This is a genomic window from Mesorhizobium sp. B2-6-1 (genome assembly GCF_006440475.1).
In the GTDB taxonomy this organism is placed as follows: Bacteria; Pseudomonadota; Alphaproteobacteria; order Rhizobiales; family Rhizobiaceae; genus Mesorhizobium.
On record NZ_VFUH01000007.1, the window covers coordinates 17547 to 41905 of the forward strand.

Below are 24359 nucleotides of genomic sequence, written 5' to 3' on the forward strand. Positions count from 1 at the left end.
GGAACCATCCGGGCTTTTCTCAGCCCGCCTTGTTCACGCGCATGTACCAGTCGACCAGCCGCCGTACCTGCCGCTCGGTGTAGCCGCGTTGCACCATGCGCTGCACGAATTCATTGTGCCGCTTTTCCGTGACGCTGTCCTGCTTGGAGCCGAAACTGATCACCGGCAGAAGATCTTCGACCTGGCCGAACATGCGCTTCTCGATGACCTCGCGCAGCTTTTCGTAGCTTGTCCATGACGGGTTGCGGCCGTGGTTGCGTGCCCGGGCACGCAGCGTGAACTTGACCACTTCGTTGCGGAAATCCTTGGGGTTGGCGATGCCGGCCGGTTTTTCGACCTGCGACAACTCCTTGTCCAATATCTCGCGATTGAGGATCTGGCCCGTATCGGGATCCTTGTAGTCCTGATCTTCGATCCAGGCATCGGCATAGGCGATGTAGCGGTCGAATAGGTTCTGGCCATACTCGCTGTATGATTCCAGATAGGCCTTCTGGATCTCGTGGCCGATGAACTCGGCATAGCGCGTCGCCAGTTCCGACTTGATGAATTCGAGATAGCTCGCTTCCGTCTCCTTTGGGAACTGCTCGCGCTTGATCGCCTCTTCCAGGATGTACATCAGGTGCACGGGATCCGCCGCGACCTCGTTGGTGTCGTAGTTGAATGTCTGCGACAGGATCTTGAAGGCGAAGCGCGTGCTTACGCCGGTCATGCCCTCGTCGACGCCGGCGGCGTCGCGATATTCCTGAACCGACTTGGCCCGGGGGTCGACCTCCTTGAGGTTTTCGCCGTCATAGGCGCGCATCTTGGTGTAGAGCGGCGAATTGTCGTGCTCGGCAAGACGGGTCGAGACCGTGAACCGGCTGAGAATATCCAGCACTTCAGGTGCGCAGGGGCTGCCGGCCAGCTCGCTCTCGCGCAACAGTTTCTCGTAAATATGCCTCTCCTCGGTGATCCGAAGGCAATACGGCACCTTGACCACGAGGATGCGGTCGAGAAAGGCCTCGTTGTTCTTGTTGTTCTTGAACTGTTGCCATTCCGATTCGTTGGAATGGGCAACGATGATGCCCTGATAGGGGAATGCGCCGAAATTCTCGGTGCCGTTGTAGCTGCCTTCCTGGGTCGCCGTCAGCAGCGGATGCAGGACCTTGATGGGCGCCTTGAACATCTCGACGAATTCGAGCAGGCCTTGCGTGGTCCGGTTCAGCCCGCCGCTGTAGGAATAAGCGTCCGGATCGGACTGGCTGAAATCCTCCAATTGCCTGATGTCGACCTTGCCAACCAGAGCCGAGACATCCTGATTGTTCTCGTCGCCAGGCTCAGTCTTGGCTATAGCGATCTGGCGCAGCCGCGAGGGCATCAACTTCACCACGCTGAATTTGGAAATGTCGCCAGACAATTCATCAAGCCGCTTGGCCGCCCAGGGCGAGATAATGCCGTTGAGGCGACGCCGGGCTATGCCGTATTTGTCCTCCAGCAGGTCGCCCATGCGATCGGGATGGAACAGGCCGAGCGGCGATTCGAAAATCGGACTGATCTGATTGCCGGCCTTAAGCGTGTAGATCGGGCGTTCCTCCATCAGTTTCTTCAGCCGTTCGGCCAGGGAGGACTTGCCGCCGCCGACAGGCCCGAGGAGATAGAGGATCTGCTTGCGCTCCTCGAGCCCTTGGGACGCATAGCGGAAATAGCCGGCGATGCGCTCGATCGTATCCTCCATTCCGTAGAAATCGGAGAAGGTGGGATACACCTTGACCGTGCGGTTGGAGAAAATGCGGCCGAGCCGCTCGTCCTTGCTGGTGTCGACCAGGTTCGGCTCGCCGATTGCCTCGACCATCCGTTCCGGCGCCGAGGCATACATTGACTTGTCTTCCCGGCAGGCAAGGAGATACTGCTGGAGGCTTATTTCCTCCTGGCCCGCGTTTGCATAAATCTCCGAAAACAGATCGAAGACGTCGGACTGGTTCTCACCCATGATGGTTGCCCTCAGAGCCATTCTGGCTGCCGCCCGGCTCATCTCATTCAACTACCGGGATGCATTGTGGTTCCCTCCACATTGGAGAGAGAGCGTGTATCTGCATCGAACTTGGACAGCACACAGTTACAATGCTCGTCTGATATCTCAGGTGGTGATGGCCAGAGGAGACCGTCAAGGGCAAATATCGATTTCGTGAACCGAACGGCAAAGCGAGTGCATTGATGCGGCTGGTACGGTGTTGAATCAGATCGTTGAGCACTCCCAAGTCTAACGGGATGCTCGTGGTGCGTGCGGGCATTCCTCGTCTACATATCGGGCCCAACGATCGGGAGATTGCGATGATCGATCGACGAGGCCTTATTCTGGTCTCCGCGGCGGCGATGTTGCCATTGGGCACATCGGCCGCATGGGGCCAGCGCCAACCCGTGCCGACAACCTTCGATTACGGGCCGGCCAAGCTCGATATCTATGCGCCGGATGGCGCACGCGGATTGCCGGTCGTCTTCTTCGTCCATGGCGGCGCCTGGCGCTCCGGCAAGCGCTCGCAGGTCAACGCGAAGCCGGCCTTCCTGCTCGCCAACGGGTTTTGCCTGGTCTCCATCGACTATCGCATGCTGCCCGAAGCGGAGGTCGCCACCCAGGCCGACGATGTCGAAAAGGCCTATGCCTATGTCCGCGCCAACATTGCCCGGCATGGCGGCGATGCCAGGCGGATCGTGGCCATGGGCCATTCGGCCGGTTGCCACCTCGTTGCGCTGACCGGCATGCGTGGCGGTCTACCGGGTGTCGCCGCGCTGCTTCTCGACGACACCAGGGCCTATGACCTCACCGCGCTTGCCAGGAATGGCGGCATGGCGGGGGCCTATGCGCGGGCCTTCCCCGATCCCGCGCAATGGGCGGCGTTGTCGCCGGCCAGTTATGTAGATGGCCGCAAGCACCCACCGACCTTCATCGCCTACTCAGGCGCTTCGGGCCGGGACGGGGACTCCAAGGCGTTCGCCGAGCGCTTGCGCGCCACCGGCACCAAGGTGACGCTGTTCGACGGCAGCGCCTATACGCACATGTCGATCAACCGCGATTTCGGCGAGGATGGCGACGCCTTGACCGGGGCGGCACTGGCATTCCTGAAATCGGCGGTTGGGTGATTGCGGCATCGAAACGGAGCTCTGAACGTCACCGCGAGGAGCGAGGAGGACCGGCCTACCAGCGCGTCTTTTCGCCGGGAGCCGCCGGTTCGATCGCCAGCGCGTGCAGGCCAGCCTTCAATTCGTCGGCCAAAAGCGCGTTGACCGCGCGGTGGCGCTCGATGCGGCTCATGCCGGCAAAATCCTGCGAAACAATGCGGACGCGGAAATGCGTCTCGCCGGTGCCGTCGAACGTAGCCTGGTGGCCGGATTCCACATGATGATGGCCGGCGTGCAGATGGCTTTCGTTGATGACGACCAGCCGCTCCGGCGAAAATGCCTTGCTCAACTTGTCTTCCATGGTTGCCTGTATGGACATTGCCGTCTCCCTTCACCACATATCGCCAGCGGGATCGCGGAAGCCGAACCGACTTCGTTGCATGTCGCGCTTCAACAAAATCGGTCCTTCGCCTGCTTTATGCCGCGATTCAGCGGTTAGGGCGATCATCGCGAAAATGTCAATTCTTGTTTCGCATCTGCGAACGCCCCATAAATGGGTTAGATGAAGCCGTATCCCAAATATTTCGAGAAGATCCGCATCCGCCAGGAGAAGGACGCGGAGCTGAAGTCGCACGCGCCGATCTGCCAGTGGGATGGCTGCAAGGAGGCGGGCACCCATCGCGCTCCGGTCGGGCGCATGAAGGAGGGCGAGTATTTCCGCTTCTGCTTCGACCATGTGCGCGAGTACAACAAGAGTTTCAACTATTTTTCCGGCGTTCCGGACACCGAGGTCGCCCGTTTCCAGAAGGAGGCGATGACCGGCCATCGGCCGACCTGGAAGATGGGCGTCAACGGCGCCTCGACGCGCTCGTCTCCCGATATGGCGCAGATGCGCTCCGGCCGCGCCGGCTACTACAACCGGATGCGCGACCCGTTCGACCTGTTCAAGGGGCCGAAGGATCCCCGGGAGGTGCGCGAGCGCAAGGCCAAGCCGCTTGAGGCCAAGGCGCTGGAAACGCTTGGCCTTGATACAAAGGCGACTGGCAAGGAGATCAAGGCGCGCTATAAGGAACTGGTGAAGCGTCACCATCCGGATGCGAATGGCGGCGACAGAGGTTCGGAAGACCGGTTCCGCGATGTGCTCCAGGCCTATCGCGTGCTCAAGCAGGCGGGTTTGTGCTGAGCGACCCAACGGTTCGTGTCGTTTTCCAACTTTCATAAGGGTGGAAAAGGCTCTAAGACCGCCCCCGGAGAAAATCGATTGCCGGCGAAATCAGTCGTTTCGCCCGTGGAGACGTGGATAGAGATGAACAAGGTCGATCGCGACATCGCCAACCTGCCCGACACCACGGTGTCGGTGAAGGACAAATTCGGCTTCGACTCCAAGATGGTGGTGCCGGCCTATTCGGTCACCAGCGAACATGTGCCCGACATCGATCCCGACTATCTTTTCGACAAGGCGACGACGATGGCGATCCTCGCCGGCTTCGCCTACAACCGGCGCGTCATGGTCTCGGGCTATCACGGCACCGGCAAATCGACCCATATCGAGCAGGTCGCGGCCCGCCTCAACTGGCCTTGCGTGCGCGTCAATCTCGACAGCCATGTCAGCCGTATCGACCTCGTCGGCAAGGACGCGATCGTGGTCAAGGATGGCTTGCAGATCACCGAATTCCGCGACGGCATCCTGCCCTGGGCCTACCAGCACAATGTGGCGCTGTGCTTCGACGAGTATGACGCCGGCCGGCCGGACGTGATGTTCGTCATCCAGCGCGTGCTGGAATCGTCTGGTCGGCTGACGCTGCTCGACCAGAGCCGCGTCATCCGTCCGCATCCGGCGTTCCGGCTGTTCTCGACCGCCAACACGGTCGGGTTGGGCGACACCACCGGCCTCTACCACGGCACCCAGCAGATCAACCAGGCGCAGATGGACCGCTGGTCGATCGTCACCACGCTGAACTACCTGCCGCACGATAACGAGGTGAACATCGTGCTGGCCAAGGCCAAGCACTATCGCGACGGCAAGGGCAAGGACATCGTCAACAAGATGGTGCGCGTCGCCGACATGACGCGCTCGGCCTTCATCAATGGCGATCTGTCGACCGTGATGAGCCCGCGTACCGTCATCACCTGGGCCGAGAATGCCGAGATCTTCGGCAATATCGGCATGGCGTTCCGGCTGACCTTCCTCAACAAATGCGACGAACTGGAGCGCTCGGTGGTGGCCGAGTTCTACCAGCGCGCCTTCGGCGAGGATCTGCCGGAGAGCGCCGCCAATGTGGTGCTGGGCTAAGCAGAGCCTCGATGGCGGGTCCGGGCGACAATACGCGCAACAAGTCGAAGACGGGCTCTGAAGCCGACAGCTTCAAGCGCGCCGTCACCGTCTGCATGCGCGCCATCGCCGGCGACAAGGAGCTGGAAGTCGGCTTCGCCAAGGACCGCCCGGCGCTCGCAGGCAGCCGCGCCCGGCTGCCGGAATTGCCCAAGAAGGCGTCCAAGACCGACATAGCCATCACCCGCGGCCTCGGCGATTCCATGGCGCTCAAGCGCGCCTGCCATGACGTGCGCATCCACAGCAGACTGGCGCCGGAAGGCAAGGCGGCCCGCGCCATCTACGACGCGGTCGAGCAGGCGCGCGTCGAGGCGATCGGCAGCCGCGCCATGCAAGGGGTCGCCGACAATATAGGCTCGATGCTGGAGGACAAATACGCCAAGGCCAATCTCGTCGACGTCAAGGACAAGGCCGACGCCCCGATCGAGGAGGCGCTGGCGCTGATGGTGCGCGAGAAGCTGACCGGCCGGCCGATCCCCAAGAGCGGCGAGCGGCTGGTCGAGCTCTGGCGCCCCTGGGTAGAGGAAAAGGCCAGCGCCGACCTCGACGGGCTGTCGTCCAAGCTCGACGACCAGCAGGCCTTCGCCCGCGTCGTGCGCGATATGCTCGCCTCCATGGAAATGGCCGAGGAACTCGGCGACGATCAGGAGACCGAAGACTCAGAGGACAATGACGATAACCAGCCGCAAGGCGAGGAACAGAGCGAGGAAGGCGGCGAGGACGATTCCGGCTCCGAACAGTCGCAGTCCGAGGATGCCGAGGCTTCCGCTGACGACGAGCAGTCGGCCGAGACCGAAGCCTCCGACGCCACTGCCGACGATTTGTCCGACGATGACGATGCCGATGCCGAGACGCCCGGCGAGGCGCGCCGCAATGACAACCCTTTCACCAACCTGCCGAAGGAGATCGATTACAAGGTCTTCACGTCAGCTTTCGACGAGACGGTCGGGGCGGAGGAGCTTTGCGAGGAAGAAGAACTCGACCGGCTGCGCGCTTTCCTCGACAAGCAACTCGCCAACCTGTCCGGCGTCGTCGGCCGGCTGGCCAACCGTTTGCAGCGCCGCCTGATGGCGCAGCAGAACCGGTCGTGGGATTTCGACCTGGAAGAGGGCTATCTCGACCCGGCACGGTTGGTGCGCGTCGTCATCGATCCGATGCAGCCGCTGTCCTTCAAGCAGGAGCGCGACACCAAATTCCGCGACACGGTGGTGACGCTGGTGCTCGACAATTCGGGGTCCATGCGCGGCCGGCCGATCACCGTGGCCGCCACCTGCGCCGACATTCTGGCGCGCACGCTGGAACGCTGCGGCGTTTCGGTCGAGATTTTGGGCTTCACCACGCGCGCCTGGAAAGGCGGGCAGGCCCGCGAGAAGTGGCTGAAGGACGGCAAGCCGCCGAATCCGGGCCGGCTGAACGACCTGCGCCACATCATCTACAAGTCGGCCGACCATCCCTGGCGGCGGGCACGGCGCAATCTCGGACTGATGATGCGCGAGGGCCTGCTCAAGGAAAACATCGACGGCGAGGCGCTGCTGTGGGCGCATAACCGGCTGATCGCCCGACCCGAACAGCGCAAGATCCTGATGATGATCTCCGACGGCGCGCCGGTCGACGATTCGACACTGTCGGTCAATCCGGGCAATTATCTCGAGCGCCATCTGCGCGCCGTCATCGAGCTGATCGAGACGCGCTCGCCGGTCGAGCTGCTTGCCATCGGCATCGGCCATGACGTCACCCGCTATTACCGGCGCGCCGTCACCATTGTCGATGCCGAGGAACTGGCCGGCGCCATGACCGAGCAATTGGCTTCGCTGTTCGCCGAGGAAAGCGCACGCGATACGCGGCGCGGCGGCATGCGGCGCGCCGGATGATCTTTTCGCACGGCGGATTTCGACAAGCACTTTTCGCCGCCATCGCCCTGTTTGCCGGTGCAGCCCCGGTGCCATCCAGTTCGGCCGGCGCGACCTCGGTTGAACCGGTCGAGGTCTTAGCCCGCCCGATCACCGAATTCCGTATAGGCCGTGCCGACAAGCAATTCGGTCCGCTCGAATTCGTCGGCGGGCTGGAGATGACGTCGCCGTCGCGCGATTTCGGCGCGCTGTCGGCCTTCCGTTTCCTGAAAGGCGGTCGCGACTTCGTCGGCGTCGCCGATACCGGATTCTGGTTCTTCGGCACCGTGACCCATGATGCGGACAAGCGCCCGTCAGGCATCGGGGACTTCCGCATGGAACAGATGGTCGATGCATCGGGCCAGCCGATCGACGAGAAATCGGAAGTCGATGCCGAGGGGCTTTCCGTCAAGGACGGCATTGCCACCGTGGGTTTCGAGCGCAACCATCGCGTCGCCCAGTTCAAAATTGGCCCCGACGATATGAAGGCGCCGTTCAGGCAGATGGATTTCCTGGTTCCGGCATGGGAGCTGCGCCGGAACCGAGGCTTCGAGACCGTCACCCACGCCAATGCCAATGGCCGCCACCAAGGCGGCCTGGTCGTGGTGTCGGAAAAGAGCTTGGACAAGGCCGGCAACATCTATGCCGCCATCATCGAAGGTCCGCACAAGGGCGTCTTCACCGTCAAGCGCAACGGCGATTTCGATATCACCGATGGGGCTTTCCTGCCGGATGGCGACCTTCTGCTGCTGGAGCGCAGTTTCACGATGGCAGGAGGTCTCAAGATGCGGCTGCGGCGCATTGATGGCGAGACCGTGGAGAAGGGCGCGGTCGCCGACGGTCCGGTGCTGCTGGAAGCCGATATGGGCTACCAGATCGACAATATGGAAGGGCTCGACGTCTGGAAGCGCGAAGACGGCGCGCTGATGGTGTCGCTGATCTCCGACGACAACCACTCGATCCTGCAGCGCAATCTCTATCTGGAATTCATTTTGCACCAGGACTGATTTGGCGCTCCAACTGCGAAGCTGAAGTTGAAGGTATTCAACGCCGGCTTCGATTTGGTCGGCTATTCATCAAATGACGGCGTCCGCTCAGGGTCGCGAGCCGTTGGTGGCGATCCAGATGACATGACGCGCGCCGCGCTTGCCGTTGGCGCGCGTGCTCACCTCCTCGACCGCGAAACCTGCCTGCTTCAGCCGCCGGGTGAAGCCGCTGTCCGGCCCTTGCGACCACACGGCAAGCACGCCGCCGGGCTTCAGTGCGGTGCGCGCTGCCGCCAGACCCTGCAGGCTGTACAGCGCGTCGTTGGATTTGTGAACGATGCCGTCCGGGCCGTTGTCGACATCGAGCAGGATGGCGTCCCAGACCGCGGGCCGGGATCTTATAAACTGCCCGACATCGGCCTCCCGGACGATGACGCGCGGATCGTCGAGACAGCCACCAAACAGTTCGGCCATCGGCCCTCGCGCCCACGCGATGACCGCCGGCACCAACTCCGCGACAGTGATTTCGGCATTCTCGCCCAACTCGGCGAGAGCGGCGCGCAGCGTAAAACCCATGCCAAGCCCGCCGATCAGCATTCTCGGCTGTCTGCGGCCGGCGATCCTCCGACAGGAGAGCCTGGCCAACGCTTCTTCCGAGCCGCTGAGGCGGCTGTTCATCAACTCGTTGGTGCCCAGCATGATCGAGAATTCGGAACCGCGCCGCTTGAGCCGAAGCTCCTGCGCGCCATCCGGGGTTTTCGCGGAGTCCAGCTGGATCCAGGGAATCACGGCCTAGACCGCAGCAACAGCCGGCTGGCTCCAGCGGGCGGCGAGCAGCCGATAGGGGATCAGTGCCACGACGGCGATGATCAGCTTCACGCTGAGGTCGCCAAGCGCCCAAGAGACCCAACGCATGGCCTCGACCGGCAGCACGCCCATCAGCGGCGCCGTTTCCAGCGCAAAACTGTCGCTTGGGCCAACGAAGGCGAAAGCCGCGGAGAAAGCGACGCTGAAGAACACGACGGTGTCGAACACCGAGCCGACCAGCGTGCCGACGATCGGCGCCCGCCACCAGCTCTGTCGGCGCAGACGGTTGAACACGGTCACGTCTAGCAATTGCGCGGTGAGGAAGGCCGCGCCGGACGCCGCCGCGATGCGCACCAGCCGGTCGGCGGCGGTCTCGAACTCGATGAAACCATGGCGGAACAGGAAGGGCGGCACGAGGACCGAGCAGACCACCGCCGTCATGAAGCCGACAAAGACGATCCGGCGCGCCACGGCAGGCCCGTAGCGGCGGTTGGCAAGGTCCGTGACCAGAAAGGAGAACGGGTAGGTGAACGCGCCCCAGGTGAGCAGGTCGGCCAGCGACAAGCCGCCGATCCGACCCTGCATCGGGAACTGCACGAGGATATTCGATGCCACGACGACAAGCGCCATGGCGGCCACGAAGGGCAGGTATCGCGAGAAGGAAGTCATTTTTTTATCCTGGGTAATGGAACCAGCGGAGCGTCATGCCGAAACCGGATCGCGCTCGCTTTGTTCGAGCATCGGATTTCCGAAACCGCCTTGCGGACGGCGACCCGATGTCCAAGGCCAACAAGAGGTTGGCCAGGGCGGTTGTCCCCCGCCTGAAGGCAGTTTACGCGGCAGCCTGCTCGGCGAGCTTCTTGGCGATCTGCTTCTTCAAGAGGCGCGCGCGCTGCGACAGCTCCTTGACGTCAGCCTTGGCCAGGAAGGCGTCGAGACCGCCGCGATGCTCGACCGAACGCAGCGCGTTGGCGGAAATGCGCAGGCGCACATTCTGGTTCAGCGCTTCCGAAATCAGCGTCACATTGACGAGGTTCGGCAGGAAGCGACGCTTGGTCTTGTTGTTGGCGTGGCTCACATTGTTGCCGGTCTGGACTGCCTTGGCAGTGAGTTCGCAGGTGCGGGACATGGTTCTAACCTTCAGTTCTCTCGGGGACCTGCCAAACCTTCGTGCCCACGCCGGGTGGCGCGCGGTTCTGGTCAAGCGGCCTTATGGAAAAAGTTGGCGTTCCATAGTTGCATTTCGCCCATGCGTCAAGCTCCAGCCTGGCCCAGCGGCATTTCATACTAAGGCCGGAATTCGTCGTATAAGCGGTTCCATAGGGACATGCCAGACCGGAGTTGTCCGCCTCCGGTTGAAATCAAGGATCCGATCGCGCCATGCTTCGCTTGCCCCATGCCCTTGCCGCCGCGCTGGCCGTCGCCTCGCCGTCGCCTGCGACGGCCGCCTCGCCGCAGTCCTTCAGGGGCGAATACACAGTGTCGTTTCTGGGCCTTTCTATCGCGAAATCAAGCTTTTCAAGCCATTATGAGAACGGCGTCTACTCGATCGACGGCAGCGTTTCCGCGGCCGGTCTCGCCAAGCTGTTCGATGACACGCGCGGCACGATCTCGTCCAAGGGTACGATTTCGGGCCAGAAGATGGTGCCGCAGGCGTTCCGCGCGGACTACACTTCCGGCAAGAAAGCCTCCGCCATCGACATTCGTTTTGCCAATGGCAACGTCATCTCGACGACGGTCGTTCCCGCGCCGGAAAAGCGCGATCCCGACAGTTGGGTGCCGCTTGGCGCCGGCGACCTGGCATCGGTGCTCGATCCGATGGCGGCAACCGTCATCCATGCCGGCAGCCTCGACAAGGTCTGCGGCCGCACCGTGAGGCTGTATGACGGCGAGATGCGCGCCAACCTGACGCTGAGCTACGCTTCAAAAGGGTCGATCTCGGTGCCCGGCTACAAGGGCGACACCGTCACATGCCGGATGGGTTTCGAGCCGGTGGCCGGCTACCGCAAGGGCCGCAAGGCGCTCAACTACCTCAAGAACAAAAGCCGCATAATGGTGACATTTGCGCCGCTCGGCCAAACCGGGGTATATGCGCCGATCCGCGCGACGGTCGGGACGCAGATCGGCACCTTGACCATCAGCGCCAGGCGTTTCGAAGCAATACAATAAGGCGCCACGCGCGCCGCTGGAGACAGAATGGGGCGCGCGACACTGATCGGCTTTTCGGCCGTGGCCATGTGGGCACTGCTGGCGTTGCTTACGGACGCATCCGGCAAGGTGCCGCCGTTCCTCTTGTCGGCGATCACCTTCTCGATCGGCACCGGGGTCGGGCTTTTCGCGCGCCTTTTCATGCCGGCCGCGGATAAAAGCCAGAGGATACCTCGCCAGGTCTGGGTGATCGGCATTGCCGGCCTTTTCGGCTACCACTTTTTCTACTTCACCGCGCTGCGCAACGCGCCGGCGGTGGAGGCCAGTCTGATCGCCTATCTGTGGCCGCTGCTGATCGTGCTCGGCTCGGCGCTGATGCCGGGCGAGCGGCTGGCCTGGAACCATATCGTCGGCGCGCTGCTTGGCCTTGCCGGCACCGTCCTCATCGTCACCAAGGGCGGCGGCCTCGCCTTCGACGCGCGCTATGCCTTCGGCTACGCCATGGCTGCCGTCTGCGCCGTGCTGTGGTCGTCCTATTCGCTCCTGTCGCGGCGTTTCCCGTCAGTGCCGACCAGCATCGTCACTTGGTTCTGCGCGGCGACCGCGCTGTTGTCGCTTGCCTGCCATCTGGCGCTGGAAGAGACGGTGCTGCCCGCGAGTGCCGGGCAATGGCTTGCCGTGCTCGGGCTCGGCCTGATGCCAGTGGGGGCAGCCTTCTATGCCTGGGATGTCGGGGTCAAGCGCGGCAACATCCAGGTGCTGGGCGCGGCAAGCTATGCCGCGCCGCTCCTGTCGACGCTGGTGTTGATCGCGGCCGGCGTCGCCGAGCCGTCGCTGCGCATTGTCGCGGCCTGCGTGCTCATCACCGGGGGGGCCGCACTTGCGGCAAAGTCGCTGTTCCTGCGCAAGCCCGCTGCTTCCGAAAGCGGAGCCGGGGCATCCGAAAACGGAGCCGGGGCATCCGAAGGCGGAGCCCGGGCGTGACGATGCCGTTTCCAGGCGGCATCGATGCCAACGCCAATGCGACGCTGATCTTTTCGCTGGTGGCGGCGGTTGTCTACGCCTTCACATCAGGCATGGCGCCGACGCTCGCCCGTTCGGCGGCAAAAACGCTCGCCGTGGCCATGCTTGCCGTGCTGGCGGCGATGCAGGGCGGGCCGCTGCTACTGGTCGCCGCTCTTGCGCTGAGCGCCATCGGCGACGCCTTCCTGTCGCGGGATGGCGAAAAGATGTTTCTGGGCGGGCTGGGCAGCTTTCTCGCCGCGCATATCGTCTACGTCGTGCTGTTCCTGCGCAGCGGCGGGGGGATGGGAGTGCTGGGGGCCCAACCTTGGCGCGCGGCAATCGCACTTGCGATGGCGGTATTCGTTATTCTCATGCTGGCGGCGCTGTGGCGCCGCGTCGGCCCGGCCCTGCGAGCGCCGATCGCGGGCTATGTCGCGGCCATCCTCGCCATGGGCATTTCGGCGCTGACGACGAGCAGTGCCGCTGTTATCGGCGGTGCCGTGCTGTTCATGGCGTCCGACGCGCTGCTGGCCACGGAACGCTTCCTGGCGGCCGCCATTTCGCCACATCGCGCCTGGATGCGTTTGGCGGTCTGGGTGCTTTACTACGCCGCGCAGCTCGTGATCACGCTTGGTTTCCTGCTGCGCTAAGGGTTTCCGGCTGCGTCAGAGCTGTTTAGGCCGCCAACCAGGCTCCGCCAGTTCAAACGCCGCAAAGTCGAAGCCCGGCGCCACGGTGCAGCCGACCAGGGTCCACTCGCCCAGGCTGCGCGCCGATTGCCACCAGCCCGCCGGCACGACGATTTGCGGCCGCTCGCCGGCCGCAAGCTCGATGCCGAGCACCTGCTCGATCACCCGGTTAGCCTTTGGGCCGCCTTCTTCCCATATCGACAGCGCCAGCGGCGCGCCGGCGTAGAAGTGCCAGGCCTCGGCTGCATCCCTGACGCGATGCCAGGCGGAAACCTGGCCCTGCTCCAGCAGAAAATAGATCGCCGTCGAGTGGCCTCGAGCTCCGCCGCCCCCGTCGCGAAAGGTTTCCGTGTACCAGCCGCCTTCCGGATGCGGCTTCATGCCAAGGATGGCGATGATTTCTGCGGAACTCGTCATGGTTTCGACCAGTGTCGCTTGGCCTAGAAATTATCCTTGCGCTTGCGGATCTCGGCAAAAACCTCGACGTCCAACGCCTTCTCCATGCCGAAATGCCTGCGGATTGCCGGATCATGCCAGCGCAGGAAAGGGTTGGTCGACAATTCCTCGCCGATCGTGGTCGGCAGCGTCGGCTTGTTATCGGCGCGCAGCGCTTCAATTTTTGCCGCGCGTTCCTTCAATGCCGAATTGGTCGGGTCGACGCTCAGCGCGAAACGGGCGTTGGCGAGCGTGTATTCGTGCCCGCAATAGATCACGGTCGCGGCAGGCAGTGCCGCGAGCTTCTTCAGGGATTCAAACATCACCGGCGGCTTGCATTCGAACAGCCGCCCGCAACCGAGCGCGAACAGCGTGTCGGCGGTGAACGCCACTTTCGATGCCGGCAGGTGATAGGAGACGTGGCCAGCGGTGTGGCCGGGGGTGGCGATCACTTCGATACGTTCCTCGCCGAGATGCAGGACCGAACCGTCCTCGACCGTGTCGTCAATGCCGGGGATCCTGGCCTTTTCCGCTTCGGGACCGACGATGCGCAGCTTGAAGCGCTGCTTCAGCGCCAGATTGGCCTCGACATGGTCGACATGGTGATGCGTGGTCAGGATCATCGTCGGCGTCCAGCCGGTGCGCTTGACCGCAGCCAGGATCGCCGCTTCTTCCGGCGCATCGATAAGCGCGGTCTGACCGCTTTTGGGATCATGCACCAGCACGCCGAAATTGTCGCTGCGGCACATGAACTGTTCGATTTCGACCGCCATCGCATCTCTCCATCTTTCGCCGCAGACATAGGACGCCGACGCGCGGATGTCATCCCGGAGATGACTAATGTCAGGATGTCATTCGACATCCGGGATCTCGGGACGTCGCGGCCTTTTGTTGAAACCCGCCGATATCGCGGCTACATCCCTGACATGCATTCCGACATCGTCGATCTCCGCTCCTTCTATTCGACAGCGCTCGGTCGCTTCGCCGAGCATTCGATCACCATGGCCTTGTCATCGATATGGGCCACCGTGCCCAATGAGCGGCTTGTCGGGCTCGGCTACACCTTGCCTTGGCTGGAACGGTTCGGCAGCGACGCCGAGCGGGTGTTCGCCTTCATGCCGGCGACGCAGGGCGCCGTGGTCTGGCCGGCGGCGGGACCGACGGCGACGGCTCTGGTTTTCGACGAGGAACTGCCGCTGGTCGATTCCTGCATCGACCGCATGCTGCTCGTGCATTCGCTCGAGCATGTCGAAAACCCGCGCGAAACGCTGAACGAGATCTGGCGCGTGCTGTCGCCGGCCGGCCGGGTGGTCATCGTCGTGCCCAACCGGCGCGGCGTCTGGGCGCGGTTCGAGCACACGCCGTTTGGCAATGGCAGGCCGTTCTCGCGCGGTCAGCTCACCGAGTTGCTGCGCGAGGCGAATTTCACGCCCGCCGCCTGGTCCGACGCCCTGTTCTTTCCGCCATCGCGGCGGCGTTTCATGATGCGCTTCCACAATATGGTGGAGCGCGCCGGCCGGCGGCTGTGGCCGATCTTTTCCGGCGTCATCGTGGTCGAGGCGCAGAAGCGGCTCTATCAGGGCGTGCCGGCCGCCCAGCGCGCTTCCCGACGGGTTTTCGTGCCGGTGCTTTCGCCGCATGCAGCAACGCGGCTCGGCCGGCGAATAGAGACCGGGGCCACGACATCGCCGGGTCCGCGAATGACACCTTCGTGATCATGCCAGAAACTTGCGCCGGACGGCATTTCGCGACCTATCTGTCGCTGACGGGCTCGCAGCCTGGCTGAGTGACCAGTGGCGTCACTACACTTCATCCGGTTTTCAGCACCGCTTTTGAACGCAAGGACTTCAGCTCATGGCCGATTATCCGGACAATGATGCCTCTGCCCGGCCTATCGCTGCGGTCGAAGCTTCGAGCCTGCGTGATCAGGTGGCAACCATCAAGCTGGCGCTTGCCGGGTCGCCGGTCCGCAAAGGGCTACGCTGGGCCTCCATCGGAATGGTTGCCGTCATTGTCGCGACCTCGATCGGCCAGGTTCTGCTCAACCGCTGGAACCAGCCTTTCTACGATGCGCTTGCACGCCGCGACATGCAGGCCTTCCTGCACCAGCTCGCCGTTTTTGCCGCGATTGCCGGTGGGCTTCTTGTGCTCAATGTCGGCCAGACCTGGCTCAATCAGACGATCCGGCTGAAGCTGCGCGAGGCGCTGACGCTCGATCTGATCGATGGATGGATGCGGCCGGCGCGCGCTTTTCGCCTGGCGCATGCAGGCGCCATCGGGGTCAATCCCGACCAGCGCATGCAGCAGGACGCGAGCCATCTTTCCGACCTGTCGACGGATCTTGGCGTTGGCCTGCTGCAATCCCTAATCCTGCTCGCCTCCTTCGTCGGCGTGTTATGGGAGCTGTCCTCGGGCTTCGTCTTCCATGTCGGCGGGACATCGCTCGCCATACCGGGCTACATGGTGTGGGCGGCCATCCTCTATGCCGGAACGGCTTCCTGGCTGAGCTGGCTGGTCGGACGGCCACTGATCCACCTCAACAGCGACCGCTACACACGCGAGGCGGAGCTGCGTTCCTCGATGGTGCGCGTCAACGAGAACATCGATGCCATCGCGCTCGCCCGAAGCGAGCCCGATGCCAGGCGGCGGCTGGAAACCGACCTGGGCACCGTGCTCGGCGCCATGCGACGCATCTATAACGCCCAGATCAATCTCGCCTGGGTGACGGACACCTATGGCTGGATCACCGTGGTGGCTCCCATCCTGGTCGCTTCGCCGGTCTATTTCGCGGGCGATATCAGCTTCGGCGGACTGATGATGGCGGTCGGCGCCTTCAATCAGGTCCATTCTTCATTGCGTTGGTTCATCAACAATATCGGCAGCATCGCCGATTGGCGCGCGACGCTGATGCGCGTCGCCGATTTCCGCATTGCGCTGGATGAGACCGATGTGCTGCACGGCCAGGAAAGGCGCATCGAATTCGGCGAGAATGCAAACGGCAAGCTGACCTTCGAGAAACTCGAAGTGGCCTCGCCGGAGGGCTGCACGAGGCTCGCCGACCAGCATGTCGAGATCCACGCCGGCGAACGCGTCATGCTCACCGGCGAGCCTGGCGCGGGCAAGACGCTGTTCTTTCGCGCCATTGCCGGCCTGTGGCCATGGGGGAGCGGGCGCATCGGCATGCCGGCGGGAGAGACGCCCATCTTCGTGCCGCGCACGCCTTACTTCCCAACCGCCACGCTGCGCGAAGTGCTCGACCGCGTGGACGGGGTTGCGCCGGCAAGCGATGCCGATATCTCAGCCGTGCTGGCCGAGATCGGCCTGGAACACCTGTCGTCGTCGCTCGGCCGCAGCGCGCGCTGGGAGCATGAACTGGCCGACGACGAACTGCGCCTGCTGGCCTTTGCCCGCCTCGTGCTGCGCCAACCAAAATGGGTGATCATCGATGAGGCTCTCGATGCCTTCGACGGACCGACACTGCGGCGGGTGTTGTCGATGCTGGAGAAGCGGCTGGGCGGGGCGACGATCCTCAATATAGGCCGCGGCCAGCACAACAATCAATTCTTCCCGCGCGCACTGACCATCGTGAAGGCGTCCGGCGTGCCGGCTCTGAAGCCCGCGCGCATAAGGGCAGGCGCGATCGAGCCGCCGCCGGCCGCTCCTCGCCGCAAGAAATAGCACTTCCGGCATCTATTCGGACCAGCCCGCGCCACGCCACGTGGCAGCTTTATTTCGCCGTGATCGCGAGGGAAGATCGCACCGGAAACATAGCTTGAGCCGGCCATGCTTGATGCTCTCAGCCTGCTTGCCTGCCTGGCCTGCACCGAGGCCGCCGTGACTGCGCCTGCGCCGGATAGTCTGGCCGTTGATGTCCAACTGGTGCTGGCGGTCGATATCTCATTGTCGATGGACGAGAAGGAGTTCGCCCTGCAGCGCGCCGGCTATGTGGAGGCGCTGCGTCATCCCGACTTCATCAAGGCGGTCCGCGCCGGGAACGCCGGTCGCATCGCGCTCACCTATTTCGAATGGGCCGGCACTGTGCGCGACGACGCGCTCATCGGCTGGCAGGTCATCGACGGCGCTGAGAGCGCCAACGCTTTTGCCGACAAGATTGCAGCCCGCCCGTTCCGCAGCTTCCGCGGCACGTCGATCTCCGGCGCGCTCGCCTTCGGTGCAGGGCTTTTCGACCGCACTACTTTCGAAAGCGAACGCAGCGTCATCGATATTTCCGGTGACGGACCAAACAATATCGGGCCGCCCGTCACCGCCACGCGGGATGCGGCAAACGCCAGAGGCATCGTCATCAACGGCCTGCCGATCCTGATCAATCCATCGCCCACCTTCAGCCACCTCGACCGGTATTACGCCCAGTGCGTCACCGGCGGGCCGGGCTCCTTCGTGCTGCCGATTTATACAGCCGCCGAATTTTCGACGGCAATCCGGCGCAAGCTGATTCTCGAAGTGAGCGGCGTTCAGAACGAGACCAGGATCATTCCCGCCGAAGCCGAGGCTCCGATCGACTGCCTGCAAGGCGAACGCGACAGACGGTTCTTGTCGGATCCCTATTTCCCGGAGCTCGATCGCTGAGCCTTCGCCGGGCTATGCGTTCCAACCTGCTGATGACCTTCGTCGCAGAGATCAGCTTGCAGCTCGACTTCGCCCGAAAAGGGGGTGTCATAGCCACCTCCGGGATGGCCCTTATCGCTTCAACAAGAACACCGCTTGCTGGCCGAAGAAGTTCCAGAACCACCATGGCATCGACAGGCCGATCTTCTGGCCGTTGGCGTCGAGCGCGGTCGCCCTTTCCACGGTCGCGCCAAGCTCCTCGCACAGATTGACGAAGTCGCGGATGGTGCAGAAGTGGATATTTGGCGTGTCGTACCAGGAATAGGGCAGGTCCTTGGTCACCGGCATGCGGCCCTTGACGAACAGCGACAGGCGCACCCGCCAGTGGCCGAAATTGGGGAAGGACACGATGGCGTGTTCGCCGATCCTGAGCAGTTCGTCGAGAACGAGCTTCGGGTTGCGGGTCGCCTGCAAGGTCTGCGACAGGACGACGAAATCAAAACCCTTGTCGGGATAGAATTCGAGATCCTTGTCGGCGTCGCCTTGCACGACCGAGAGGCCGCGCGCCACACATTCGTTGACGCCGCGCTGCGACAGCTCCAGTCCGCGGCCGTCGATCTGCTTGGTCTCCTGCAAAAGCTCGAGCAGCGAGCCGTCGCCGGAACCGACGTCCAGCACCCGCGATTGCGGAGGGATCAGACCGGCGATCACCTCGAGATCGACGCGCTGGGCGCGGTTGACGCTCATGGCTTGCCCCTTGTCGTGGCGCATGATCCTTGATGCACAAGACTGTAACTTTGCCGGGTCACGCGCCGAGCCCTCTCGCTCGCGCGGCCGAGCCGATGAAGCCATTGATGGCGGCGAACAGTTCCGGCTCGTCAAGCAGGAAGGCGTCGTGCCCGCGATCGGTCTCGATCTCGACGAAGGACACCGACGCGCCGGCGGCATTCAGCGCATGGACGATCGAGCGGCTCTCCTCTGTCGGAAACAGCCAATCCGAGGTGAACGAAACCAGGCAGAAGCGTGTCTTGGTGCCGGCAAAAGCATCGGCCAGCCTGCCGCCATGGTCGGCGGCGAGGTCGAAATAGTCCATGGACCGCGTCATGTAGAGATAGGAATTGGCGTCGAAGCGGTCGACGAAAGTCATGCCCTGGTGACGCAGATAGCTCTCGATCTGGAAGTCGGCGTCGAAGCCGAAGGTCAGAGCTTCGCGGTCCTGCAGGTTGCGGCCGAACTTCCGGTGCAAGGCGGCTTCCGACAGGTAGGTGATGTGGGCGGCCATGCGCGCCACGGCGAGCCCCTTTTCCGGGCGTTTGCCGTGGTCGAAATACTTGCCGCCATGCCATTCGGGGTCCGCCATCACGGCCTGCCGGCCGACCTCGTGGAAAGCGATGTTCTGCGAGGAATGACGCGCGCCGGTGGCGATCGGCAGCGCCGAGAAAACACGCTCCGGATAGCTCGACGCCCATTGCAGCACCTGCATGCCGCCCATCGACCCGCCGAGCACGCAAAACAGTTTTTCGATGCCGAAATGATCGATCAGCATCTGCTGGGCACGCACCATGTCGCGGATGGTGATGACCGGAAGGTCGAGCCCATAAGGCTTGCCGGTGGCGGGATTGGTGGATGCCGGGCCGGTGGAACCGAGGCAGCCGCCGATGACGTTTGAGCAGATGACGAAGAAACGGTTGGTGTCGATGATCTTGCCGGGGCCGATCAGCACTTCCCACCAACCCGGCTTGCCGGTCACTGGATTGGTGCTGGCCACATGCTGGTCGCCGGTCAAAGCGTGGCATACGAGAATGGCGTTGGAACGGGCGTCATTCAGCGTGCCGTAGGTCTGGTAGGCGATCTGGAACGGCGACAGCAGCGTGCCGGCGTCGAGCTTGAGCGGCTTGTCGGCGCCGAAGCGCACGACCGGACTCGACGGTTGGTCTGCCTCGTTGTTGGTTCTGCCAGCGCGCTGAGCGGCCATCTCGTCTCTCTTGCTGCACCCTTGCCTTTTACGGAAATCGCTACCGATGTCAGCGCGGCCGATGCGTTCGTCCGGCCGGCCGCGGACAATAAAAAACCGGCAATGCCTTCGCAAAGCCGGTTACGTCACGCAAACGGCCCTTTAGCGAATTGTTTAACGTGGCTGCAAGCCGACCGGCCAAATCACCACGGAACTGTTGCTGCCCTTCTAGAACTCGCCTGCCCCGCCGTCAATGCCAACTGCTGGCACCACTGCCACCTCTCGACATTGCCGGCCATGGCTTGTATTTCCGCAGCGGCTTCCAGGACGGAAGCGTTCTCGACGGATTTGCGATATGAGCCAGACCCCGGACAAGGCACGTCCAACCCCGCGCGCGGGCATCATGGACATCGAGGCCTATGTGCCGGGCAAGAGCTCGGCCCCCGCCGGGGTGGACAAGGTCCACAAGCTGTCGTCGAACGAGAACCCGCTCGGCCCCTCGCCGAAGGCAATCGAGGCCGCGCGCGAGGTCGCCGCCAAGCTCGACGTCTATCCCGACGGCACCGCCCGGCGCCTGCGCGAAGCAATCGCCGAGGTGCATGGTCTGAACGCACAGAACATCATCTGTTCCAACGGCTCCGACGAGATTCTCGGCTTGCTGGCGCAGACTTATCTCGCGCCCGGCGACGAGGCCATATTCACCGAACACGCCTTCATGGTCTACAAGATCTACATCCAGTCGGCGGGGGCGACGCCTGTCGCGGTCAAGGAGACCGAGGAGCGCGCCGACATCGATGCGATCTTGGCGGCCGTCACGCCACGTACGAAGATCGTGTTCCTCGCCAATCCCAACAATCCGACCGGCACTTACGTGCCGTTCCAGGAGGTGCGCCGCCTGCATGCCGGCCTGCCGAAGAACGTGCTTCTGGTGCTCGATGCCGCCTATGCCGAATATGTCAGGCGCAACGACTATGAGGCCGGCATCGAGCTCGCGGGCAGCTCTCAGAACGTGGTCATGACCCGCACCTTCTCCAAGATCGGACTTGGCGGGGCGCGGATCGGATGGATGTATGGGCCGATGCACATCGTCGACGCGATCAACCGCATACGCGGTCCCTTCAACGTCAATGCGACGGCGATCGAGGCCGGCATCGCCGCCGTCCGCGACCGCGCCCATATCGAGCGTAGCGTCGCGCATAACGAGACCTGGCTGGCCTGGCTGAGCGAACAGATGACCGGGCTCGGGTTGCGGGTGACGCCGAGCGTCGGCAATTTCCTCCTCATTCATTTTCCCGACGACGGCAAGCATTCGGCCGCGGCGGCGGACGATTATCTCACCCAGCGCGGCTACATACTGCGGCGTGTTTCGGGCTATGGCTTTCCCAACGCACTGCGTATGACGGTCGGCACCGAAGAGGCCAATCGCGGCGTTGTCGCGGCACTCACGACATTCCTGAAAAGCTAAAACGCCATGGCATCACCGATGTTCGAAAAGATCGCGCTGGTCGGCATCGGCCTGATTGGCTCGTCGCTGGCCCGCGTCATCCGCCGCGAGGGCCTGGCCGGCCATGTCGCCATCTCGACGCGCAGCGCCGCGACGCTGGCGCGGGCGCAAGAGCTTGGGCTGGGCTCCTCCTACGCCATAGATGCCAAGGAAGCGGTCCGCGATGCCGACCTGGTTATCGTCTCGGTGCCGGTCGGCTCGTCCGGCGCGGTGGCGCAAGAGATCGCGCCGGCGCTGAAGAGGGGCGCCATCGTCACCGATGTCGGCTCGACCAAGGCTTCCGTGATCGCACAGATGCAGCCGCATATACCCGGTGGGGTGCATTTCATTCCCGGCCATCCGCTGGCCGGCACGGAGAAATCTGGGCCCGATGCCGGTTTCGCCGATCTGTTCGACAACCGCTGGTGCATTTTCACCCCGCTGCCGGACACGGATCCGGACGCGCTGGAAAGGCTTTCCGAATTCTGGCGCCGTTGTGGCGCCAACATCGACACGATGGATCCGCAGCATCACGACATGACACTGGCCATCGTCTCGCATTTGCCGCACATCATCGCCTACAACATCGTCGGCACCGCCGATGACCTGGAATCGGTGACCAAGACGGAAGTCATCAAATATTCCGCTTCCGGTTTCCGCGACTTCACGCGCCTCGCCGCCTCCGATCCGACCATGTGGCGGGACGTGTGCCTGCACAACAAGGACGCGATCCTGGAAATGCTGGCGCGGTTCTCGGAGGATCTGGCTTTTCTGCAGCGGGCGATCCGCTGGGGCGACGGCGACAAGCTGTTCGACCTGTTCACCCGCACCCGCGCCGTGCGACGCTCGATCATCGAGGCCGGCCAGGACATCGACGTGCCGGATTTCGGTCGCCAGGCGGTCGAGCATCCGGCGAAAAACTAGGCTCCTTCAGGCCAGGTCGCCGCCATCATCGCCAGTGTCTCGGCACGATCGGGCGCGCCCAGCCTGCCGCCGAAGCGCTGGCATTTGAGCGCTGCGGCCGCGCTGGCAAAGCGTAGCGCCTGCTCGATCGGCATGGCTTGCGCCAATCCGGCTGCGAATGCGCCATGAAAGACGTCGCCGGCTGCCAGCGTATCCACCACCTTGACCTTTGGCGCAGCGACGTGGCGTACGCAACCGGCCTGCCTGTCATGCCACCAGGTTCCAGCCCCGCCGGCGGTTACCGCGACGAAAGCGTCGGTGCGCGACGCAAGGTCGGCGCATGCGGCCTGCGGGTCCAGCGCCTGGCCGCAGACGATGCGCGCCGCCGGTTCGGAGGCGACGATGTGCGAGGCGAGCGGCAACAGCCGCTCCAGCACTGCCAATGGCGCGGTGTCGGCATCGAGGATCCCAGGGCGGCGGGCAGCGCGCGCAGCGCTGAGCGCCAGCGCCGCCGCACCCGGCCAGCGCACATCGACCAGCACGGCATCGAAAGCCGTGAGATCGGCGACCGGCAAGCCGTCGGGATCGGCCTGAGCGCGCTGATCGTAGAAAGGCACGATGATGCGCTCGCCATGGCCGTCGACAAGGATCGCGGCCAGCGCCGAGGACGCTCCGGGGACGCGACGGACGAGGCTGCAATCGACGCCCTCCGCCTCGATGCCCGATATCAGCTGGTCGCCGACCTGATCATCGCCGGCGCTCGCCCAAAGCCACACTTCGGCGCCCAGCCGGCGTGCGGCGCAGGCGGCACTCGTGGCCATGCCGGAAGCGATCTGGACGCCATCGGCGGCCATGAACTTGCCCTGATGGATGGGCAGCGCTTCGACGCGAAGAATGGTGTCGAGCGTCAGCGCGCCGACGCTCAGGAGTTTTGCCGGTCTGTCCATTGGGGATGCTTAGTCGACCGGCGTGATCTTGCCCAGCGGGATAAAGCCGAGCGAGGCCTTGCCCTTGACCACCTTGAGCGGCATCGACGGTTCGTTGCCGAGCAGCGCCAGGGCGGCAAAGCCTTGTTCGATCTGGTTCTTCTGTTCGGGTATGGCGGCCCCGAGAATGGCGGCCACGGCTTTCGGGTCTTTCAGCCTGATCATCAGATCGGCATCGACTAGGCCCTCGGCGTCGACCGACAGCGGCCCGGAAACGGTGACGTGCGCCGTGCCCGACGACAAATCGAGCCTGCGGATCTCGACGGCCTGGCCGCGCAGGCTTTTCAGTTGCGTGCCGATCAGGGCCAGGCCGTTCTTCAGCGTCGCCTCGCCACTGGCGTCGAGCGGCGGCAGGACGCGGCCCCCGATCGCATCGGGGTCGATCTCCAGATCGCCGAAGCTGCCGATATAGTCGATATCCCTGCCGTTCGGCTGCAGCTGGCCCGCCGCCTTGCCGGCGCTGAACAGTTGCACCGGATCGGTGTCGTCGGCCGGATCGGTCTGGCCGGACAGGCCCTCGGCCGTGAGCGAAATGCGTCGCGGCAGCGGCCATGAGAGCTTGACGTTGGCCTTAAGATCATCCCAGTCGATCCACAGCGGCACCATGCCCGGAACCGAGGTCCTGAGCGGACCGCGCAGGTCCGCGACCGGCGACAGCGGCTGGATGATCTGGGCGACGGCGTTGAAGGAGCCGGCAGAGGCGGCAAGGTTCTTGGCGTCGTCCTCATAAGCAAGATTGTCGCAGGAGACGGCGAAGCTCAGGGGATAACCGCTGACCTGGAGATTGGCGCAGCCGGCCTCGATGCCACTCTTGTTGAGCGTGGCGACCGCCTTGTCGGCTTCGCTCCGGACCCTGTCGGCGAGATAGAACCAGCCGCCGCTGTAGATGGCGAACAGCGCGATGACAAACGCTGCAAGCCAGAACAGGCGGCGGCGATGCTTCGGCTGGCGTTCGTCAGTGGACGTCATGCTGCGGTTCTCGTTCACGCATGGGGGCTGTGGGCGGGCTGTCGATTCTGGCAACGACAATAGGTAGACAGAGATGGACGGAAAAAACACCGATTCCGGTGTGGTGTTGCC

At 63.6% G+C, this 24359-nt stretch carries 24 protein-coding genes and 1 riboswitch; of the genes, 13 read left to right on the top strand and 11 right to left on the bottom strand.

The genetic code is table 11. The annotated features are described in order from the left end of the window. Positions 1-19: 19 nt before the first annotated feature. A complete protein-coding gene (locus tag FJ443_RS15820; RefSeq protein WP_140500854.1) occupies positions 20-1969 on the bottom strand; it encodes a PrkA family serine protein kinase in 1950 nt (649 codons plus the stop codon). 341 nt (positions 1970-2310) lie between these two features. Here FJ443_RS15820 and FJ443_RS15825 point away from each other — a divergent pair, with 341 nt between their 5' ends. Then, positions 2311-3117, top strand: a complete 807-nt coding sequence (locus FJ443_RS15825; RefSeq protein WP_140664817.1) for an alpha/beta hydrolase — start codon at positions 2311-2313, stop codon at positions 3115-3117. 55 nt (positions 3118-3172) lie between these two features. Here FJ443_RS15825 and FJ443_RS15830 read toward each other — a convergent pair whose 3' ends face one another. Next, entirely contained in the window at positions 3173-3475 is a 303-nt protein-coding gene (locus FJ443_RS15830) for a BolA family protein (RefSeq protein ID WP_140560160.1), read from the bottom strand. A 183-nt stretch (positions 3476-3658) separates the two neighbouring features. Here FJ443_RS15830 and FJ443_RS15835 point away from each other — a divergent pair, with 183 nt between their 5' ends. The 4 genes from FJ443_RS15835 (at position 3659) to FJ443_RS15850 (ending at position 8324) form a co-directional block, all read left to right on the top strand. After that, positions 3659-4279, top strand: coding sequence for a J domain-containing protein (locus tag FJ443_RS15835; protein ID WP_140664820.1), 621 nt, complete (start codon positions 3659-3661; stop codon positions 4277-4279). Positions 4280-4402: 123 nt separating this feature from the next. Beyond that, on the top strand, positions 4403-5389 hold the full coding sequence (cobS, locus tag FJ443_RS15840) for a cobaltochelatase subunit CobS (protein WP_140500761.1): 987 nt from the start codon (positions 4403-4405) through the stop codon (positions 5387-5389). A gap of 11 nt (positions 5390-5400) precedes the next feature. After that, the gene (gene cobT, locus FJ443_RS15845) at positions 5401-7299 is read left to right on the top strand and encodes a cobaltochelatase subunit CobT (protein ID WP_140525765.1); all 1899 of its coding nucleotides are present in this window, start codon (positions 5401-5403) and stop codon (positions 7297-7299) included. Continuing rightward, entirely contained in the window at positions 7296-8324 is a 1029-nt protein-coding gene (locus FJ443_RS15850) for an esterase-like activity of phytase family protein (protein ID WP_140500763.1), read from the top strand. The genes cobT and FJ443_RS15850 overlap by 4 nt, the downstream gene beginning before the upstream one ends. An 87-nt stretch (positions 8325-8411) precedes the next feature. Here FJ443_RS15850 and FJ443_RS15855 read toward each other — a convergent pair whose 3' ends face one another. From FJ443_RS15855 to rpmB, 3 genes are all read right to left on the bottom strand, one after another. Next, positions 8412-9092, bottom strand: a complete 681-nt coding sequence (locus FJ443_RS15855; RefSeq protein WP_140500764.1) for a hypothetical protein — start codon at positions 9090-9092, stop codon at positions 8412-8414. A gap of 3 nt (positions 9093-9095) precedes the next feature. Further along, complete coding sequence (locus tag FJ443_RS15860) at positions 9096-9779, bottom strand: queuosine precursor transporter (RefSeq protein ID WP_140500765.1); 684 nt, start codon at positions 9777-9779, stop codon at positions 9096-9098. A 163-nt stretch (positions 9780-9942) separates the two neighbouring features. Continuing rightward, entirely contained in the window at positions 9943-10239 is a 297-nt protein-coding gene (gene rpmB, locus FJ443_RS15865) for a 50S ribosomal protein L28 (protein WP_140500766.1), read from the bottom strand. A gap of 251 nt (positions 10240-10490) precedes the next feature. On the opposite strand from rpmB, the gene FJ443_RS15870 reads away from it, so the two are divergent. Genes FJ443_RS15870 through FJ443_RS15880 form a run of 3 tightly spaced genes read left to right on the top strand, consistent with a single transcriptional unit; the run spans position 10491 to position 12913 of the window. After that, entirely contained in the window at positions 10491-11279 is a 789-nt protein-coding gene (locus FJ443_RS15870) for a DUF3108 domain-containing protein (protein WP_140500767.1), read from the top strand. Positions 11280-11306: 27 nt separating this feature from the next. Further along, a complete protein-coding gene (locus tag FJ443_RS15875) occupies positions 11307-12242 on the top strand; it encodes an EamA family transporter (protein WP_140664822.1) in 936 nt (311 codons plus the stop codon). Continuing rightward, positions 12239-12913: a lysoplasmalogenase family protein gene (locus tag FJ443_RS15880; protein ID WP_140664825.1), complete on the top strand. Its 675-nt coding sequence runs from the start codon at positions 12239-12241 to the stop codon at positions 12911-12913. The genes FJ443_RS15875 and FJ443_RS15880 overlap by 4 nt, the downstream gene beginning before the upstream one ends. Before the next feature lie 15 nt (positions 12914-12928). On the opposite strand, the gene FJ443_RS15885 is transcribed toward FJ443_RS15880, so the two are convergent. Both FJ443_RS15885 and gloB read right to left on the bottom strand, forming a co-directional pair. Further along, entirely contained in the window at positions 12929-13369 is a 441-nt protein-coding gene (locus tag FJ443_RS15885) for a cupin domain-containing protein (protein ID WP_140513900.1), read from the bottom strand. 23 nt (positions 13370-13392) lie between these two features. Then, the gene (gene gloB / locus FJ443_RS15890; protein ID WP_140625650.1) at positions 13393-14160 is read right to left on the bottom strand and encodes a hydroxyacylglutathione hydrolase; all 768 of its coding nucleotides are present in this window, start codon (positions 14158-14160) and stop codon (positions 13393-13395) included. 153 nt (positions 14161-14313) lie between these two features. Here gloB and FJ443_RS15895 point away from each other — a divergent pair, with 153 nt between their 5' ends. The 3 genes from FJ443_RS15895 to FJ443_RS15905 all read left to right on the top strand — a co-directional run bounded on the left by FJ443_RS15895 (position 14314) and on the right by FJ443_RS15905 (position 17974). Next, entirely contained in the window at positions 14314-15102 is a 789-nt protein-coding gene (locus FJ443_RS15895) for a methyltransferase domain-containing protein (protein ID WP_140565863.1), read from the top strand. Positions 15103-15241: 139 nt separating this feature from the next. After that, positions 15242-17065 carry an ABC transporter ATP-binding protein/permease gene (locus tag FJ443_RS15900; protein ID WP_140651055.1) on the top strand — a complete coding sequence of 608 codons (1824 nt, stop codon included), beginning with the start codon at positions 15242-15244 and terminating at the stop codon, positions 17063-17065. Positions 17066-17170: 105 nt separating this feature from the next. Then, positions 17171-17974, top strand: a complete 804-nt coding sequence (locus FJ443_RS15905; RefSeq protein WP_140664826.1) for a DUF1194 domain-containing protein — start codon at positions 17171-17173, stop codon at positions 17972-17974. Positions 17975-18085: 111 nt separating this feature from the next. On the opposite strand, the gene metW is transcribed toward FJ443_RS15905, so the two are convergent. Both metW and FJ443_RS15915 read right to left on the bottom strand, forming a co-directional pair. After that, entirely contained in the window at positions 18086-18700 is a 615-nt protein-coding gene (metW, locus tag FJ443_RS15910) for a methionine biosynthesis protein MetW (RefSeq protein WP_140500775.1), read from the bottom strand. A 58-nt stretch (positions 18701-18758) separates the two neighbouring features. Beyond that, on the bottom strand, positions 18759-19928 hold the full coding sequence (locus FJ443_RS15915; RefSeq protein WP_140513895.1) for a homoserine O-acetyltransferase: 1170 nt from the start codon (positions 19926-19928) through the stop codon (positions 18759-18761). Between the two features lie 121 nt (positions 19929-20049). Further along, positions 20050-20127: riboswitch (SAM riboswitch) on the bottom strand. Between the two features lie 135 nt (positions 20128-20262). Here FJ443_RS15915 and hisC point away from each other — a divergent pair. Then, entirely contained in the window at positions 20263-21372 is a 1110-nt protein-coding gene (gene hisC / locus FJ443_RS15920; protein ID WP_140664829.1) for a histidinol-phosphate transaminase, read from the top strand. 6 nt (positions 21373-21378) lie between these two features. Next, complete coding sequence (locus FJ443_RS15925) at positions 21379-22314, top strand: prephenate/arogenate dehydrogenase family protein (protein WP_181167284.1); 936 nt, start codon at positions 21379-21381, stop codon at positions 22312-22314. Here FJ443_RS15925 and FJ443_RS15930 read toward each other — a convergent pair. Both FJ443_RS15930 and FJ443_RS15935 read right to left on the bottom strand, forming a co-directional pair. Beyond that, positions 22311-23240 (bottom strand): sugar kinase, encoded by a 930-nt coding sequence (locus FJ443_RS15930; protein WP_140664832.1) that lies wholly within the window; start codon positions 23238-23240, stop codon positions 22311-22313. The two genes, FJ443_RS15925 and FJ443_RS15930, sit on opposite strands and share 4 nt — an antisense overlap. 9 nt (positions 23241-23249) lie before the next feature. After that, on the bottom strand, positions 23250-24248 hold the full coding sequence (locus FJ443_RS15935; protein ID WP_140664835.1) for a DUF2125 domain-containing protein: 999 nt from the start codon (positions 24246-24248) through the stop codon (positions 23250-23252). Positions 24249-24359 lie beyond the last annotated feature (111 nt).